This window comes from Nonomuraea sp. NPDC003201 (assembly GCF_053590415.1).
Map to the genome: position 1 here is coordinate 1 of NZ_JBSFTC010000277.1, position 14,796 is coordinate 14,796.

A 14,796-nucleotide genomic window follows, 5' to 3' on the forward strand; every position below is an offset into this window, starting at 1 on the left:
TGACGGGCCGACCGCCTCTGGAGCCCTTCTTCTTCCGGTTGGCGGCCTGGTCCTTCTTCTCCGGGATGACCGCCTTGATACCGCGTTCCCGCAGGAGGACGCACGTGCGCCCCCAGGTAGGTCGATTGGGCCGCACTGCTGAGCAGAACACCCACCGGATCGGCGCGCATACCGGCGATCAGCCGCTGCAGGCAGACAATGCCCTTGCCGCACTCCGCACGGCGCGGCACTTCGTCGACCTACTGCTGTCGTACTACCCGCGGAGGCGTTCGAGCCCGTCTAGGAGCAGATCAAGGGTGAACTCGAACTCGACCTGGCTGTCGCACCAACCCAGCGCGGGGTCGGTGACGTCATGGAGCCCGGTTGCCACCATCGCTGCCAGATGCGGCAGGGCTTCGGCCATCGCGGCCAGGTCTGCCTCTGCGACGTCGGCCTCCATACTTCCGCCGGCCGACGCCGGGCTGAAGATCTCCTGCACGAACCCGAGAGGCATACTGCCGAACGCGTGCAGCGCCCGATGCGCGAGGTGGTACGAGAACCCAGCGCCGACCAGCGTGCCCACGATCCCGTCGTAGTATGCGTACACACTGGCCGGGATGATCCGACGCGAGCCCAACAGCCCGGGCACCCACGGGTGACGCAGCATGACTTGACGCGCCGCGAGGAACTGATGCCGCAGCCGCGTACGCCAGTCTCCGGTCGTGTCGAGGCGGCCGACTGCGTCATGGATCTCCATGATCACGGTCTCAACGACGCCGTCGAGCAGGGCCTCCTTGCTGGGCAGGTAGTAGTAGAGCGACATGGCCTCGACATCGAGATCGGCGGCAAGGCGACGCATCGTCAGCGCCTTGATCCCCTCCGTATCCGCCAGGACGACCGCCGCCGCCAGCACCCGCTCACGGCTGAGCGGCTCCCGAAATGCCTTCACTGCCATCGGCCTCTCCACACTTGTTCCACCTTACCGCGTAAGATACCTTACGCGGTAAGACGGGTGGTCGATTTCGTGATCACTTCCACACCACCACAGCCACAAGGAACGATCATGCATGCGCTGATCCGCACCGCCCGCACGACCGGGCTGCTCTACCTTGGCCTCGCCGTCACAGGTGCACTAGGTTTCCTGCTCATCCGGCCACGACTCTTCACGGTCGACGACCCCGGTGCGACGCTCGCCCACCTTGTCGAACACGAATCGCTCGCCCGCGCCGGGGTCGCCTTAGAACTGCTCATCGTCGTCACGCAAGCCCTCGCCGCCGCATGGTTCTACCGCCTGTTCCGCACCGCGGATCCGCTTGCCGCCGGCGGTATCGCCGCCTTCGGCCTCGTCAACGCGGTCGCAATTCTCGCTAGCGCTGCGCTGCTCGCCACGGCGGTCCAAGTCGGGCTCAACCCGGTCGGCGACGCGGCAGCCGCCGTCCAAGTCCTGTACCTGGTCAGCGGCAACCTGTGGGGGGTGGGAGCACTGTTCTTCGGCCTGTGGCTCATCCCCATGGGCTCGTGCGTGCTCCGCTCGGGCTGGATGCCCCGCCCGCTCGGCTGGATTCTCGTCGGCGGTGGCATCGCCTACCTGCTCGGCGCGTTCGTCAGATATCTCGTCCCCGACGCATCGGGCATCGCCGACGCTCTCGCCTTGCCCGCGACCGTTGGCGAGTTCTGGATGGTCGGCTACCTGCTAGTCCGCGGCGTCCGCCGTCACGCACTCGACCAAGCACCGTCGAATGAGCCCACGGCGGCACCAGCGGCGAGTTAGGGCATGGATTGAGTCGTGATCAATGGGTGGTTTCGGGTGAGGTCCTTGATCCAGATCATTGAGGCGCGCAGGTAGAGGCCGGCGAGGTAGCTGTCCGGGTTCTTGTCGTACCGGGTGGCGATGCCTCGCCAGGCCTTCAGCTTGTTGATCAGCCGCTCGACGGTGTTCCGCTCCTTGTACAGGTCCGCGTCGTGGCTGACGGGCCGACCGCCTCTGGAGCCCTTCTTCTTCCGGTTGGCGGCCTGGTCCTTCTTCTCCGGGATGACCGCCTTGATACCGCGTTCCCGCAGGTGGGCACGGTTACCGCGAGACGAGTAGGCCTTGTCGGCGGCGACCGCGTCCGGCCGGGTGCGAGGGCGGCCGACAGGCCCGCGGACCCGTACCCGCCCCAACGCGGGGACGAACTGCGGACTGTCCGCGGCCTGGCCCGCGGTCAGGACGAACGCCAGCGGGCGGCACTTCCGGTCGGCGGCCAGGTGGACCTTGCTGGTCTGCCCTCCCCTGGAGCGTCCAATGAGGGCGGCCTTCAGTCGGAGATTCCGCCGGCGCCGGATGCGCCGCCGCTGTTCCCGCTCGGGATCGTCTTCGGTGTCCTGGCCGGTCGGTTCGCCGAGGCCGCCCCCTTTGACCTGGTCTTCTCCTCCTCGGCGGCCTTCTCCAGAGCGGCGACGACGTCCTGGTCCAGGCACATCCCGGCGGCGTCGTGGTGGGCCCGGGCGGTGGTGGAGTCGATACTGACCAGGGACAGGTCCACCTCACCCCGCAGCGCGGCTTCCGCGATCAAGCCCTCCAGCAGGGCCTCGAAGACGCCGGCGTCACGCCACTGCCGGAAACGGTTGTGGACAGTGGACCAGGCACCGAACTCCTGCGGCATCTCCCGCCACTGCCCACCCGTCTTGAACCGCCAGATCACGCCCTCGAACTGCTGCCGCAGCCGCTCGGGGTAGGGGCCGTACCCGCCGATTGGCAGGTACGGCCCGATGAACTCCCACTCCGCATCCGTCAGTTGCACTCGCGTCACGCAGCAAGATCTACCGGTCCAAGCCCCGACGCGAAGGCGAATCCCACAGATTGATCACGACTCAATACGCGCCCTAGAGGACGTCGGCTGACGGGCGCGCTATCTGATCCGAGATCGGGTCGGGAAGTTCCCGGCCCTTATGGAGGAGATCCTCACCGACGCCGGTTTCCGCACCGTCCTCACCGGCGTGCGCATGCCCGCATGAACGCAGTCATGGAGCGGTGGGTGCAGTCCCTCCACCGGGAGTTCCTGGACCGCTGCCTGCTCTGGAACGAACGCTACCCAGGCATGCCCTGCGCGAGGACGAACACTTCTACAACGAGCACCGAGTACATCAAGCCCTGGCCCAGGTGGCTCCACTACGCGCCGTCCCGGATCCCACCACCGATCCAGCTGGATTGGCCAACCGCGCCGTACGCCGACGGGACCGGCTTGGCGGAGTCGTCCACGAATACCAAATATGCCGCTTGAACTGCATGGACGGAGTTTTCGGCAGGCGCGGTGTTCACCGACGCGCTGATTCTGCCCATGCTGTCGGGGTTCGCCGAGGCCGCGTGCGCCGCGGGTGCCATCACCGAGAAGGAGGCCGCGACCTGGGTCGCCGATCAGGAGGAACGATCCCGGTCAGGGCGCGTCTTTCTCGCTCCGCCGATCTTCATCGCCTCTGGGCGGCGGGCCTGATCGGTTATGGGCGGACCGCGCCGAGGAGGCGGTTGCGCCAGTAGTCGTCGAGGGTGCTGATTTTGATGACGTCTCCGGTTTGCGGGGCGTGGACCATCTTGCCGTTGCCGGCGTACATGCCCATGTGCCCGAGGCCTTTGCTGAAGAGCAGGTCGCCAGGTTGCAGCTGGTCCAGAGGGACCCGGCGGCTGGCGCCCCAGTCCCATTGCGTGTAGGTGGTGCGAGGGAGTTCGACTCCGGCCTGGCGCCAGGCGGCCTGGGTGAGGCCGGAGCAGTCGTAGGAGCCGGGGCCGGTGCCGCCCCATCGGTAGGGCTTGCCGATCTGGGCGAAGGCGAACTGGAGGGCTAAGCGGGCGTTGCCGGAGGCGGGTCCGGTGTACTGGATGCCGGGGCTGTTGGGGTCGCCGGTCTTGAAGGCGCCGAGTCTGCGCAGGAGCTTGGTCTGCTCCTTGACCAGCTTTTCGACCTCGGTCTTCTCGTCGCGGACCTTGCCACGTGCGGTCTCGGCCGCGGCCAGGGCGCTCTTGGCCTCGTCACGTCTGTCGCGCAGCTCCTTGGTGGCCGCCTCGTAGGCGCGGATCTTGGCGGCCTTGGCCTCGGCGATCTGCTGTAGGGAGGCCATGTTACCCAGGAGCGCCTGCGGGTCGCTCTGGCCGACGAGGCGGCCCCAGAGCGGCAACGGGCCCACCTGGTAGTCGTTGACCGCGGCCGTGACGAGGTCGCGGCGGAGCTCGTCGGCCCGGACGTTCTTGCGGCCGAGCTCGGCGTTGAGCGCGGTGTACTTCTTCTTGGCGCTCTTGAACGTCTCGCTGGCCTGGTTGAACTTCTCGACCAGTTGGTCGGCCTGTTCATTGAGCTTGACGAGCTTGGCTCGGGCCTTGGCGGGCGACGGTTCGGCGACGGCGGCGCCCGGGGCAGCGATCGATGCGGCCAGTGCCAGGGCGGCGGCCAGCGCTGTTCGCCCAAACCATGTCGGCACGGCCACTACGACGCCTCCTCGTACATCTCCAAACCTGGAGCGAAATAGTACAGACCTTGAAGGTCTGCCGGTTCAGTTCGTGACAATTCGGTTCACGAGGCCGGGATGTACTATGACGCATAGCGGATGGTCTGCCGATCCGCATGGGGAGATACGCGAGCCACCTCCACGGCGTTCATGCGCCCCGGCTAGGAGCTGTTTGGGGTTCGGATCTTGGTGAGGGTCGGTGGTGGGCTGGCCGTGGCACCGGATCCGGCTGGCGTGACGTGCCGGAACGCTATGGGTCGTGGTCCACTGTCTACTCCCGGTTCAACGGCTGGGCCAAAGCCGGGGTGTTCCAAGGACTGATGGACGCACTGATCGCCGAGGCCGCATCGCGTGGACAGGTCGGGCTTGAGCTGGTCAGCGTGGACTCCACGATCGTGCGGGCGCATCAGGAATCGGCCGGGCTGGCGGTCGCCGGGGAAACCTTGGATGCCCTGGAGCAGGCGCTGACCGAGGAAAAGGGGGCTCCGCTGCCGGAGCAGCCGCCGGTGCTGCGGGTGATGCGCCCGAGGCCACACCCGAGGCCACGCCCGAGGCCGGCGCGTCTTCGCCGCACGAGCGCGCCGCCACCCGGCGACGCCGCAAGGCGCGGGGGAAGGCTGCCGCGCTCGGCCGATCCCGAGGCGGGCTGAGCAGCAAGATCCATGCCGCGGTCGATGCTGCCGGGCTGCCGCTGGTCTTCGTGCTCACGCCCGGCCAAGCCGCCGGCTGCCCGCGATTCACCACCGTCCTGGACAAGATCCGCGTGGCCGGACCGGTGGGCCGGCCACGGGCCCGCCCGGCTGCGGTGGCCGCGGACAAGGCCTATTCCTCGAAGGCTAACCGTGCCTATCTGCGCCGCCGCCGGATCGGCGCGGTCATCCCGGAGAAGAGTGATCAGCAGGCCAACCGGAAGAAGAAGGGCTCGGCCGGTGGGCGGCCTGCCGCCTTCAATCCGGGGCGCTACCGGCAGCGCAACACCATCGAACGCTGCTTCCAGAAGATCAAGGCCTGGCGTGGCCTGGCGACCCGCTACGACAAGGCCCCGGAAAGCTACGAGGCCGGGCTCTACCTCCGGGGCTCGATCATGTGGTTAAGACTCCTCACCTCAACCACATGATCCGAACTCTGAACAGCTCCTAGTAGTAGCGGCATAGAACCTGGAACGCTTCAGATGCCACCCATCGTGTGGTGCCTGCTCAGATCTGGTTCGTGCCACCGTCGACGTAGATGTTCGCGCCGACGACGTAGCTGCTCTGTTCCGAGGCCAGGAAGGCCACGACTGCGGCGGCCTCCTCAGGCTGACCCATGCGGCCCTTGGCCACGGTCGCGGCGACATTCTCCTTGACGGCCCGGGCGGTCTCGTCATCGCCGAAAGCGGCGGTGCCCCCGGGAGTCTCGATCCATGCTGGCGAGACCACGTTGACCCGGATGCCACGGTCCTTGAGCTCGTTGGACCACGTCCGCGCGAAGGACCGGACGGCCGCCTTCGACGCCGCGTACGCGCCGAACGCCTCTACTCCACGGTCGCCGGCCGTCGAACCGACCAGGACGATCGAGGCTCCGTCGTTGAGCAGCGGCAACGCCTTCTGCACGGTGAAGAGCGTGCCTCGGACGTTGACCGCGAAGGTCTGGTCGAAGTGCTCCTCGGTGGTCTGCTCCAGCGTCACGAACGCACCGACCGCCGCGTTCGCCACGAGCACGTCCAAACCATTGCCTCGGGCCCGGACCGCCTCGTAGAGCCGGTCCAGGTCCTCCGGCTTCGAGATGTCGCCGACGACCGCGGTGGCCCGGTCTGCTCCGATGGTCTTGACGGCGGACTCCAGTTCGGACTCGCGCCGGCCGGTGACGAACACGTACGCACCCTCGTCCGCCAGCCGTACGGCGGTGGCCAGACCGATCCCGCTGCTGCCCCCGGTGACCACCGACGTCTTGCCTTCCAGCTGTCCCATGTGGGTGTCTCCATCACTCTCTCGATACCGATCCCTTCGACATCGATACTGCGACAGATCGCGGATACTATCCATGATGCAGAGTCCGGCGTTCTTTACGTATCGTCCAGGAGGTGTCGTCGGTGCTCGGATTTCGGGATCCAGTGGCTGACGCGATCGGCCTGCTCCGGCCCCGCACGGTGATCGGGCCCAGCCTTCGGGCCGCGGGAGAGTGGGCTTTGCGCTTCGACACGTTCTTGCACGTGCGGATCGGCGGCCTCGTGCGCGGCACGTGCTGGTTGATCCTCGAAGGGCACGAGCCGGTGCTCCTGCAGGAGGGTGACACCTTCATGCTGGGCAACCCGCCGCCTTACGTGCTGGCCAGCACGCTCGACGCAAGCCCGCGCCCTGCGGAGCCGGTGTGGGCGGGTGCCGAAGACGGGTTCGTGCGGATCGGCCCGGAGTCCGAGGAGGACCTCTACCTCTGCATCGGGCACATCGCGTTCGACGACGAGAACGCGGCCCTCCTGACCGATCTTCTGCCGCCGCTCGTGATCGTCCGCGTGACCGATCCTCATGGCAGGCGTCTCGGGCAGCTGATCGATCTCCTGGCCACCGAGGTCGAGGTCGCCGCCGCCGGCGGCCCGCTGGTGCAGAACCACCTCGCACAGATCCTGCTCGTGCACATGCTGCGTGCTCACGCCGGTCAGACAGACCGGCCCACCGGCTGGCTGGGCGCCCTGAACGAGGACGGCATCGGCGCCGCCCTGCGTGCCGTGCACGCGGACGTGGCCCACTCCTGGAGCCTCAAGGAGCTCGCCGAGATCAGCCACATGTCGCGTTCCGCGTTCGCCCAGGCCTTCAAGAGCCACGTCGGGGTCCCGCCGTTGGAGTACCTGATCCAATGGCGTATGAGCCTCGCGCGCGACGCCCTCGCCCGCGACACTCTGTCGATCTCCGAGCTCGCACGGGCCACGGGCTACCTGTCCGAGAGCGCGTTCAGCACCGCGTTCCGCCGCGTGGTCGGCTCATCGCCCGCACAGTTCCGGAACCAGGCACGGCAGCCACCGCGCTCGGCCGCGAACGGAAGCTGAAGGAGGCGTCCTGTGCTCAGCTCCGGCCAGCCTGAAGATCCGAACTTCGTACACGCTCCAGGAGCCCGGGGCGCGGGTGCATCAGCGATCGGGGAGGCGTTTGGCGCCGTGGCGAGCCGCGGCCATTTGCCTGGACGGGATAATCAGGGTTGGCCTTCCGATGGAGTGCATGACATGGGTTGAGGTGCTGCCGGACAGCAGGGCCCGCAGTCCTTACCGTTCGCGGGGGCCGAGCGCGATCAGTAAGGCGTCAATCTCCTCTGCGACATTCGCGATGGCCCCGGCGACGATCTCCCTGGGGACGGAGGCGACGCGCGGCTCTACGTTCAGGCCAAGCGTGCGAGCCGTTCGTCAACAGGTTCGATGGGCGCGGCGGTGCGGGTACGGAGGCTCGCCGCGGCGAGCAGGGCGCCCGCGCGAACGATGCCGATGCTCCGATGAAGGCGGCGGAGAAGCCGTCGGTCAGCGCGGCAAGGTCGACGTCGTCAAGAAGCTGCAGGCCGAGAGCAAGGTCGTGGCCATGGTCGGAGACGGCAGTTCGCCAGGCCTTTTTCGGCGGGCGGGCGGCATCGTCGCACTGGCGGTGGACGCCAGACCCTGGCCACCTAGCCGATCGACGGCTCAACGCGCGGCGCCGAAGGCGGTGGCGAAGGTTTTGCCGCCGTCCTTGGATTCCAGCACCGGTGCCGTCCTCCATCGCGGCCAGCAGGCGCTGCCGGTCCACGGCCGTGAACGCGGTGGCCTGGCCGGGCAGCTTACCGGCGGCCGTCCAGGTCTTACCGCCGTCCTGGCTGGTCGGCACTGGCTCCGAGGTCGATGACCTGCTCCTCGGTGCCTTGGGTCCAGGTGGCGCCGCCGTCGAAGCTTCGCCAGATCTTCGATGTCTTGCTGTCCAAGGCGTACAGGTTGCCGCCGGCGGGTTGGATGGAGTGGTAGTCGGCGGAGCCGTCCGCTGAGATCGACTTCCAGGTGATTCCCGCGTCGGTCGATCGGATGAGGCCGAGATGCGGCGGGCGATCCGGGGAGACGTCCTCGGCCGAAGGGTGTCCGCCGGCCAAGAAGGCATTCGGGCCGGCGATCGTGAAGCCCATGTGGTCCTGGTCGCGGTCGGCTGCCCGGGTCATGGTCGTCGGAGATGTGACCTTGAACAGCCCGTAGTGCCCCGCGACGTCGAGGGCTCCGTCGGTGGGATCGACGCCGAGGTCGTGGACATGGCCCACACCGAGGTCGGGCTCGCCCGTACCGCCGGGCTCCGGCGATGCCTGACCACAACTCGCCAGGGCTACAGCCGGCACGACTCCTGCGGCGCCTGTACGCAGCCGCTGACCTACACGCGTCATGGGCGCGAGCCGGCAACCATCTACTAGCCATCTTCGTAGAAGGGCTAGAGAGTGAGGAAGGAGTGGCAGTGGTGGGCGAGGAACGCGCCCACGCCCGGGGCCGCGGCAAGCGTGGCGGGACCGGCGAGCAGCACCGTCACCACCAAGAGCCCGGCGAGACGCTCTCGCCTGTCGAGCGGCTCCTGCGGACGCAGCATCCGGCGTACGCGGGTGAGCGCTGTCTCTCCGCCAGCCCCCAGTGCAAACGCCGGAACGCGTCCCGTGGCGAGTCGGACCAGGGCCGCGGCGAGGTGGATGCGCGGGTGACGGCGGGCGGCCACGTCGTCGGCGAGCAGCTCGACCAGGCGAGCGATCTCGGCTCGCGCCTGCTCGAACAGCGGCACGCGGGGGAACGCCCGCGTCAGTGTCTCGGCGCCGGCCAGCACCAGGTGATGGCGCCCGTGGAGGTGGGCCTGCTCGTGGGCCAGCACGGCGGCGACCTGCTCCGGTGCGAGCGAGCGCAACGCGCCGGTGGTGATGACCGTGTGCCCGTTCCGGCCGGGCAGGCAGTACGCCAGGCGCTCGTCGTAGTCGACCACGAGCGCGCCGAGATCGACGTCATGCTTGCCCAAAAGGGAGAGCGCCTCGGCATGCCGCCGACGGTCACGGCGCGCGCCCAGCAGCACGGCTCCACCGGTATGGGCCAAACGCGCGAGGACCAGCCCGCCGACGACGAGGCCGACCCGGGCGCTTGCCGAACTCAGCGTCGCCCCGTCGCCCAGCAGGGCGGCGCAGGCCTCGAACAGCCCGGCCAGGCCGTGCCCCACCACGGAGGCGGGCACGGCCACGGCGAACGCCGACAGCAGCACCGACACGACCACCGACACGCTCGCCGCCTGCCACATGATGATCGCCAGCCGGGGCGCGCGATCGGCCCATCCGGTTCGCCGAAGGAGCCTTGGCAGTAGCAGGGCCGCAAAGGCGCCGTAAAGTGCGAGGACGATGGCCACCGTCATGAGCTGCGGTCCCTCGCCGGGTACACCCGGAGGGCCGCTTCCAGCGCGCTCGCCTCCTCGGGGGTGAGCCGTTCCAGGAAGTGCACCAGCGTGGCCGCCCTGTTGCCGCTGCTAGCCAGAGACTGGCGCATCACATCGGCGGTGTAGGCCTCCTTCGACGACACCGCCTCGTAGATGTACGCCCGGCCGACCGGTTTGCGCTTGAGTAGGCCCTTGGTGTGGAGCTTGTCCATCACGGTCATCACGGTCGTGTAGGCGATGACGCGGTCCTTCTGGAGATACTCCAGGACATCCCTGACCGAGGCCGGCTCCTTGATGACCCACATGCGGTCCATGATCGTGGACTCGAGCTCTCCCAGGCCACGCACCATCTGCCAGCCCTCTCTACTCGCCGGTGCACTCAATGCTACCGGCGATCGTAGACGCCAGCTACGAGCTGACCGCCATCTGACCAGAGCGTCCGGAGGGGTGGCCGCGGCCGCCTCCGGCAGGCGCGCACCGTCAGGCAACTCGCCGCACTGCGGCACGATTCCTTTTGGGCCCGCAACGCACGGGACCTGCGAGGCCGGTCGGGTGACGGCTGTGGCGCTTCGGCTTCTTGGTGAACGTCTACGTGCCGGGCGCCGTACCCCTGGATGGCGGCGCCCGTGGGGCACTACGAGGCTTCGTAGTAAATTGGTGGAGCTCGGGAAGTTCCGATTACCAAGGGGGAGCCGATGGGGGTTGCGCGGCGACGCCTCGCGTTGCGGGTCGTGCGCGGCTTCCTGCTCGTCTTCCTCGCCTTGGGCGTGTGCGGCATGCACACGCTGGGACATTTCGACGGCGGCCACAGCGGCACCTCGTCCGATGTCCGTGGCAAGGGCGTCGTCCCGGAGCCCGTTCTCATGGCTTCGGTGGGCCTGCAGGCATTTGTTCCCGAGCATGACATGCCCGGGTTCGACCCGACGGATGTGTGCCTGGCCATATTGACCTCGTTCATGGTCATGATGATGCTGGCCGCCTGGATCAAAGTGCGGCGGCGAAGCGGTGACCGGGGCTGGTCCCGTCTATCCGTCCGGCAGGTCGCCAGACCTCCGCCCAAGACCACGTCCTTGCGCCTGGCAAGGCTCTCGATGTTGCGCATATAGGCCGATGTTCCGCGCGGACCTGCCCCGAGGCGGTCCGCATACAGGCCGACCGTTCCAACACATCGAGAGACCAGACAACCATGCGTATCAACCGCAAGATTTCCGTTGCCGTCGTCGCGGGTGGGCTCGCTCTGCTGACCGCGTGCGGTGGCAACAGCGACTCCATGGCCGGGCACGAGGGGATGACCAGCGCCAGCGCGCCTGCCACCACGAGCGCCAGCGCGCCTGACACCACGAGCGCGAGCGCGCAGCCGTCGGGTGCGTCCAACGACGCCGATGTCATGTTCGCGCAGATGATGATCCCGCACCATGAGCAGGCGGTCGAGATGGCCGACCTGGCCTCCACCCGGGCGAGCGACCCGGAAGTCAAGGAGCTCGCGGCGAAGATCAAGGCTGCTCAGGACCCGGAGATCCAGACCATGAAGGGCTGGCTGACGGAGTGGGGCAAGCCCGCGCCCGAGGGTGGCATGGGGCATGACATGCCGGGCGTCATGTCCGAGGAGGACATGAAGAAGCTGGAGGCGGCCAAGGGCAAGGCCTTCGACAAGCTGTTCGTCCAGCAGATGATCGCCCATCACAACGGCGCGATCGCGATGGCCAAGACCGAGCAGACGGGCGGCTCGGACCCGCGGGCCAAGGAACTGGCCAAGACCATCGAGACCACCCAGCAGGCAGAGGTGGAGCAACTGCAGAAGATCCTCGACCGGCTCTGATCCAGGGATCCGCCCGGGCACGCCGAGTGCCCGGGCGGTCTCCTGACCGTGTATGCAGGAACGGCCAGGCGCGCGGCCGGCCCTTCACGGAGCGGTTATCGCCAGCGGACGAAGGCGACCATGATGCCCATGGCGCCGTCATAGGCGGCGGGTTCGTTGTACTGGGTGTGGACCCTGATCTTGTCGCCTAAGGAGAAGGCGAGACTGGGGTCGCAGGTGGTGAAGTCCGACACCGATCCCATGTACGCCATGAGCGGCGCGTTCGGATGGCCGTCGGAGGTGACGGTGTTGGGGTCGGCCGGGTGCCCGTCGGTCCCGGCTCCCGGGCCGGCGGGCAGGTACATGGAGTCGGGCGCGTATCCGGCCACGGAGGTGCAGGAGTAGCGGTTCTTGGTCACGTTCTGGAGGGACACGCTGATGCTGCGGTCGTGGGCGTGGCCGCCGACCGCCACGAGGGTGCCGCCGCGGGGGACGGTCGTGGTCCAGTGGGAGTCGGAGTATCCGGCGGGGACGGACCGCTCGGAGTCGCCGCACTGGTCGATGTCGAGCCAGACCGGGTCCACCCTGGTGGCGCTCTGGACCCAGCTGAAGGTGTACTTGAACTCGACGGTGATCGGCTGCTCGGTCATGTTCATGAGGTCATAGATGAGGCCCCATTTGTCGCCGGTTTTGACGTAGTAGCCGTTGTTGCCCGTGGTGTAGAGGGTGTTGAGCGTGCGCTCGTTGCCTGCCGCGAAGAAGCGTTCGTTGCCACCTTGGAGCAGGCCGAGCTGGTTGATCACGTCTCCGAAGCCCGGCGGGCAGGTGACGTCCCAGCGGCTGAAGTTGACGTTGACGACGTGGTGCAGCATGCCGCCGGTATCCATGTTGACGCCCGTGTCGGTGCCGACGAAGACGAGGTCGGGCATGATGCCGGTGATGTAGCAGTTCTCGCACGGTTTTTGGATCTTCATGCTGCGGCAGCTGGTGATGAGGCCGATGAGCGGGCTGCAGCTGCCGTCGAGTGCGATCTCGTTCTTGACCTCGCCGGGTTCCTCGCCCGTCATGCCGGGGATGGTGATCGGTCCCCAGCGGACCGTCGTGACATTCTGGCCCGCAGGTGGATTCCACGCGGGCGGTTCGTACGCCGCGGCGGAGGCCCTGACGGGCGCGGACATCACCACCAGGAGGAGCGTTGCGACCAGCATGACGAGGGTGCGGTTGCGCATGTGCGTCTCCCTTCTTCCAGCCGGAAGAACTTGCCTGCTCAGCGGTCGCTGTTCAGGCCGTAGGTGACGAAATCGGAGAGGAACTGCTTGATCCGCTGTCGGGAATACTGGTCGGGGTGCTCCAGCCAGAAGGCCGCGATGTGCTGGTTCAGGGCGAGTACGGCCTGCGCGAGCAGGCTGGGATCCTCTTCGCGGATCGCTCCTTCGCCCATGGCCGTCTCCAGTAGGGGGCGCAGGTCGTCCGCATGCTGTGCGAAGGCCCAGGTGGACAGCGGGCCGACGGTGGTCTCGATGTTGCCGGCGTTCCTGAAGTGCAGGAATCCCGGGCCGGTCTCGGTGACGAAGTCGAGGTAGGCGTCCAGGGCCCTGTCCAGCCGCTCCGCGGCGGGGCCTTCGCTGGCGTGGGCTTCGCGCAGCCGCGCCCGGAGCCTTTCGGTGTGCTGGATGACGAGCTGGACGAAGAGATCGGCCTTGTTGTCGAAGTACAGGTAGAAGGTGCCGACCGACAGCCCCGCTCGCCGGACGAGGTCGTCGATGCGCAGGGCCGGCCAGCCGTCGGCGGCGATGATCTCGCCGGCGGCATGGAGTAATCGCCGCTGGACCTCGGGGTTCTCGGTGCCCAGCCGCCGTCGTCCGCGCCGCTCCGGGCGCACGGGTTTGATTCGCATGGCATCAGAAAGAGTCGGTGAATTGGTTTTAATTCACCGACGCGAGGTGGTCAATGCCTTTTGGACGGCTTGTCTGTTAGTGCGGTACGACGCCGTCGGTCAGCACTCGCCGGTAGTTCGCGATGCGATCGTCGACGGAGTTCAGGCAGCAGCTGGAGCACTTCACCTGCTCGGCCGAGGTGTAGTAGAGACAGCAGTTGTTGCGCAGGTAGAAGAGCCCTTCCCGATCGCCCTCCTTGAGCCGGATGACCGTGCCCAAAGGTTCCGGATCTCCGGTGGCCGCGGCCAGGAAGGTCCTGTACGCGGTTTCCAACTGGTCGACGTCGCCTCCTCGCCGGCTCGCGATGCAGAAGGCCGCCGCGCACCCATGGGCCACGCCGCCGTAGAGTTGCCGCAGGCTGGCTCGGGTGCGTACGCGCATGGCCCGCGCCAGAGGCAGCAGGTGCTCGTCCAGCACCCATGCGACCAGCTGCTCCACGGGCGCCCGCGTGACCGCTGGTTCGCGCAGCCCGACTGCCTCGAAGCCGTGATGGGGAGAGAGCCGGATGGCGACGTTGTGCGGACGCATGTCGATCACCGTGCCCTCGACGGCCCAGGCCAGCACGGCGGCCGCGGTCACGGTTCCGGCGTAGACCGCCATCACGGTCAGCGCGGTCGCATGGTCGGAGACCTGGCCGCTGGCCCGGCGCTCGGCGTCGAGCACGCGCTTCAGCTCGTCGGACCACGGGTCCAGCAGCCGATCGCAGCCGATCCAGTCGTCTCCCGGCGTGAGCCCGCGCTGGAGGCGGAAGCGGTCGCCGAAGGATTCGAGCCGCGCGAAGACGTCCGTCACTCTTTATCCGTCCTTGTTCGTCAGTGCTGCTTCGAGGAGTTGTGCCGTGTAGGAGTGGGAGGGCGCGCGGGCGAGGTCCGCGGAGAGCCCGTGCTCGACCACCGTTCCGTTGCGCAGCACCACGATCCGGTCGCACGACTGCACCGCCTCGCCCAGGTCGTGGGTGACGAACAGCACGGCGAGCGCCCGATCGACGGCCAGAGTGCGCAGAGTGGTGGCGATGCCGGCGCGGGTGGACACGTCCAGCATCGAGGTGGCCTCGTCGGCGATCAGGAGGGTGGGCTCGGCCGCGAGCGCCCGGGCGATGGACACGCGTTGCCGCTGACCGCCTGAGAGCTGGCCGGGAAAACGGCGCAGGAACTCGTCGGTCACCGGCAGCCCGGCGGCGCCCGCCGCCTCGCGCACCCGACCGGCCCGCTGCTCCCGCGGCGTG

17 protein-coding genes and 3 pseudogenes are annotated in these 14,796 nt (G+C 67.9%); 8 read left to right on the forward strand and 12 right to left on the reverse strand.

The features are described from left to right. A pseudogene (locus tag ACWDX9_RS49095) lies at positions 1–94 on the reverse strand (IS5/IS1182 family transposase); the annotation flags it as partial. Positions 95–253: 159 nt separating this feature from the next. After that, positions 254–934, reverse strand: coding sequence for a TetR/AcrR family transcriptional regulator C-terminal domain-containing protein (locus tag ACWDX9_RS49100; RefSeq protein ID WP_449967952.1), 681 nt, complete (start codon positions 932–934; stop codon positions 254–256). 108 nt (positions 935–1,042) lie between these two features. Between ACWDX9_RS49100 and ACWDX9_RS49105 the strand changes: the two genes are divergently transcribed. Beyond that, positions 1,043–1,750 (forward strand): DUF4386 domain-containing protein, encoded by a 708-nt coding sequence (locus ACWDX9_RS49105; RefSeq protein WP_449967954.1) that lies wholly within the window; start codon positions 1,043–1,045, stop codon positions 1,748–1,750. Here ACWDX9_RS49105 and ACWDX9_RS49110 read toward each other — a convergent pair. Then, positions 1,747–2,771: pseudogene (locus tag ACWDX9_RS49110) on the reverse strand (IS5 family transposase). The gene ACWDX9_RS49105 and the pseudogene ACWDX9_RS49110 sit on opposite strands and share 4 nt — an antisense overlap. A gap of 501 nt (positions 2,772–3,272) precedes the next feature. On the opposite strand from ACWDX9_RS49110, the gene ACWDX9_RS49115 reads away from it, so the two are divergent. After that, positions 3,273–3,452 carry a hypothetical protein gene (locus ACWDX9_RS49115; protein WP_449967956.1) on the forward strand — a complete coding sequence of 60 codons (180 nt, stop codon included), beginning with the start codon at positions 3,273–3,275 and terminating at the stop codon, positions 3,450–3,452. 4 nt (positions 3,453–3,456) lie between these two features. Here the strand turns inward: ACWDX9_RS49115 and ACWDX9_RS49120 are convergent, their stop codons facing one another. Continuing rightward, positions 3,457–4,431: a C40 family peptidase gene (locus tag ACWDX9_RS49120; protein WP_449967958.1), complete on the reverse strand. Its 975-nt coding sequence runs from the start codon at positions 4,429–4,431 to the stop codon at positions 3,457–3,459. Positions 4,432–4,574: 143 nt separating this feature from the next. Here ACWDX9_RS49120 and ACWDX9_RS49125 point away from each other — a divergent pair, with 143 nt between their 5' ends. Beyond that, positions 4,575–5,108 (forward strand): transposase, encoded by a 534-nt coding sequence (locus tag ACWDX9_RS49125; protein ID WP_449967960.1) that lies wholly within the window; start codon positions 4,575–4,577, stop codon positions 5,106–5,108. Beyond that, positions 5,081–5,575, forward strand: a pseudogene (locus ACWDX9_RS49130) (IS5 family transposase); the annotation flags it as partial. The gene ACWDX9_RS49125 and the pseudogene ACWDX9_RS49130, both read left to right, overlap by 28 nt. A gap of 79 nt (positions 5,576–5,654) precedes the next feature. Here the strand turns inward: ACWDX9_RS49130 and ACWDX9_RS49135 are convergent. Then, on the reverse strand, positions 5,655–6,407 hold the full coding sequence (locus tag ACWDX9_RS49135; RefSeq protein ID WP_449967963.1) for an SDR family NAD(P)-dependent oxidoreductase: 753 nt from the start codon (positions 6,405–6,407) through the stop codon (positions 5,655–5,657). Positions 6,408–6,550: 143 nt separating this feature from the next. Between ACWDX9_RS49135 and ACWDX9_RS49140 the strand changes: the two genes are divergently transcribed. Continuing rightward, positions 6,551–7,480, forward strand: coding sequence for an AraC family transcriptional regulator (locus ACWDX9_RS49140; protein WP_449967965.1), 930 nt, complete (start codon positions 6,551–6,553; stop codon positions 7,478–7,480). 776 nt (positions 7,481–8,256) lie between these two features. Here the strand turns inward: ACWDX9_RS49140 and ACWDX9_RS49145 are convergent. Continuing rightward, positions 8,257–8,571 (reverse strand): WD40/YVTN/BNR-like repeat-containing protein, encoded by a 315-nt coding sequence (locus ACWDX9_RS49145; protein WP_449967967.1) that lies wholly within the window; start codon positions 8,569–8,571, stop codon positions 8,257–8,259. Between the two features lie 66 nt (positions 8,572–8,637). On the opposite strand from ACWDX9_RS49145, the gene ACWDX9_RS49150 reads away from it, so the two are divergent. After that, complete coding sequence (locus ACWDX9_RS49150) at positions 8,638–8,847, forward strand: hypothetical protein (protein ID WP_449967969.1); 210 nt, start codon at positions 8,638–8,640, stop codon at positions 8,845–8,847. Positions 8,848–8,864: 17 nt separating this feature from the next. Here ACWDX9_RS49150 and ACWDX9_RS49155 read toward each other — a convergent pair whose 3' ends face one another. Both ACWDX9_RS49155 and ACWDX9_RS49160 read right to left on the reverse strand, forming a co-directional pair. After that, a complete protein-coding gene (locus tag ACWDX9_RS49155) occupies positions 8,865–9,815 on the reverse strand; it encodes a M56 family metallopeptidase (RefSeq protein WP_449967973.1) in 951 nt (316 codons plus the stop codon). After that, positions 9,812–10,186 (reverse strand): BlaI/MecI/CopY family transcriptional regulator, encoded by a 375-nt coding sequence (locus tag ACWDX9_RS49160; protein ID WP_397371650.1) that lies wholly within the window; start codon positions 10,184–10,186, stop codon positions 9,812–9,814. Before ACWDX9_RS49160 ends, ACWDX9_RS49155 begins: the two co-directional genes overlap by 4 nt. A 381-nt stretch (positions 10,187–10,567) precedes the next feature. Here ACWDX9_RS49160 and ACWDX9_RS49165 point away from each other — a divergent pair, with 381 nt between their 5' ends. Both ACWDX9_RS49165 and ACWDX9_RS49170 read left to right on the forward strand, forming a co-directional pair. Next, positions 10,568–10,942: a hypothetical protein gene (locus tag ACWDX9_RS49165; RefSeq protein ID WP_449967975.1), complete on the forward strand. Its 375-nt coding sequence runs from the start codon at positions 10,568–10,570 to the stop codon at positions 10,940–10,942. Between the two features lie 80 nt (positions 10,943–11,022). Beyond that, positions 11,023–11,655: a DUF305 domain-containing protein gene (locus tag ACWDX9_RS49170; protein WP_449967978.1), complete on the forward strand. Its 633-nt coding sequence runs from the start codon at positions 11,023–11,025 to the stop codon at positions 11,653–11,655. A 95-nt stretch (positions 11,656–11,750) separates the two neighbouring features. On the opposite strand, the gene ACWDX9_RS49175 is transcribed toward ACWDX9_RS49170, so the two are convergent. The 4 genes from ACWDX9_RS49175 to ACWDX9_RS49190 all read right to left on the reverse strand — a co-directional run. Continuing rightward, complete coding sequence (locus ACWDX9_RS49175) at positions 11,751–12,863, reverse strand: hypothetical protein (protein ID WP_449967981.1); 1,113 nt, start codon at positions 12,861–12,863, stop codon at positions 11,751–11,753. Positions 12,864–12,901: 38 nt separating this feature from the next. Beyond that, a complete protein-coding gene (locus tag ACWDX9_RS49180; protein ID WP_449967984.1) occupies positions 12,902–13,531 on the reverse strand; it encodes a TetR/AcrR family transcriptional regulator in 630 nt (209 codons plus the stop codon). 76 nt (positions 13,532–13,607) lie between these two features. After that, positions 13,608–14,363: a (2Fe-2S)-binding protein gene (locus ACWDX9_RS49185; protein WP_449967986.1), complete on the reverse strand. Its 756-nt coding sequence runs from the start codon at positions 14,361–14,363 to the stop codon at positions 13,608–13,610. A gap of 3 nt (positions 14,364–14,366) precedes the next feature. Next, on the reverse strand, positions 14,367–14,796 hold a 430-nt coding region (locus ACWDX9_RS49190; protein ID WP_449967989.1), incomplete at its 5' end, for an ATP-binding cassette domain-containing protein.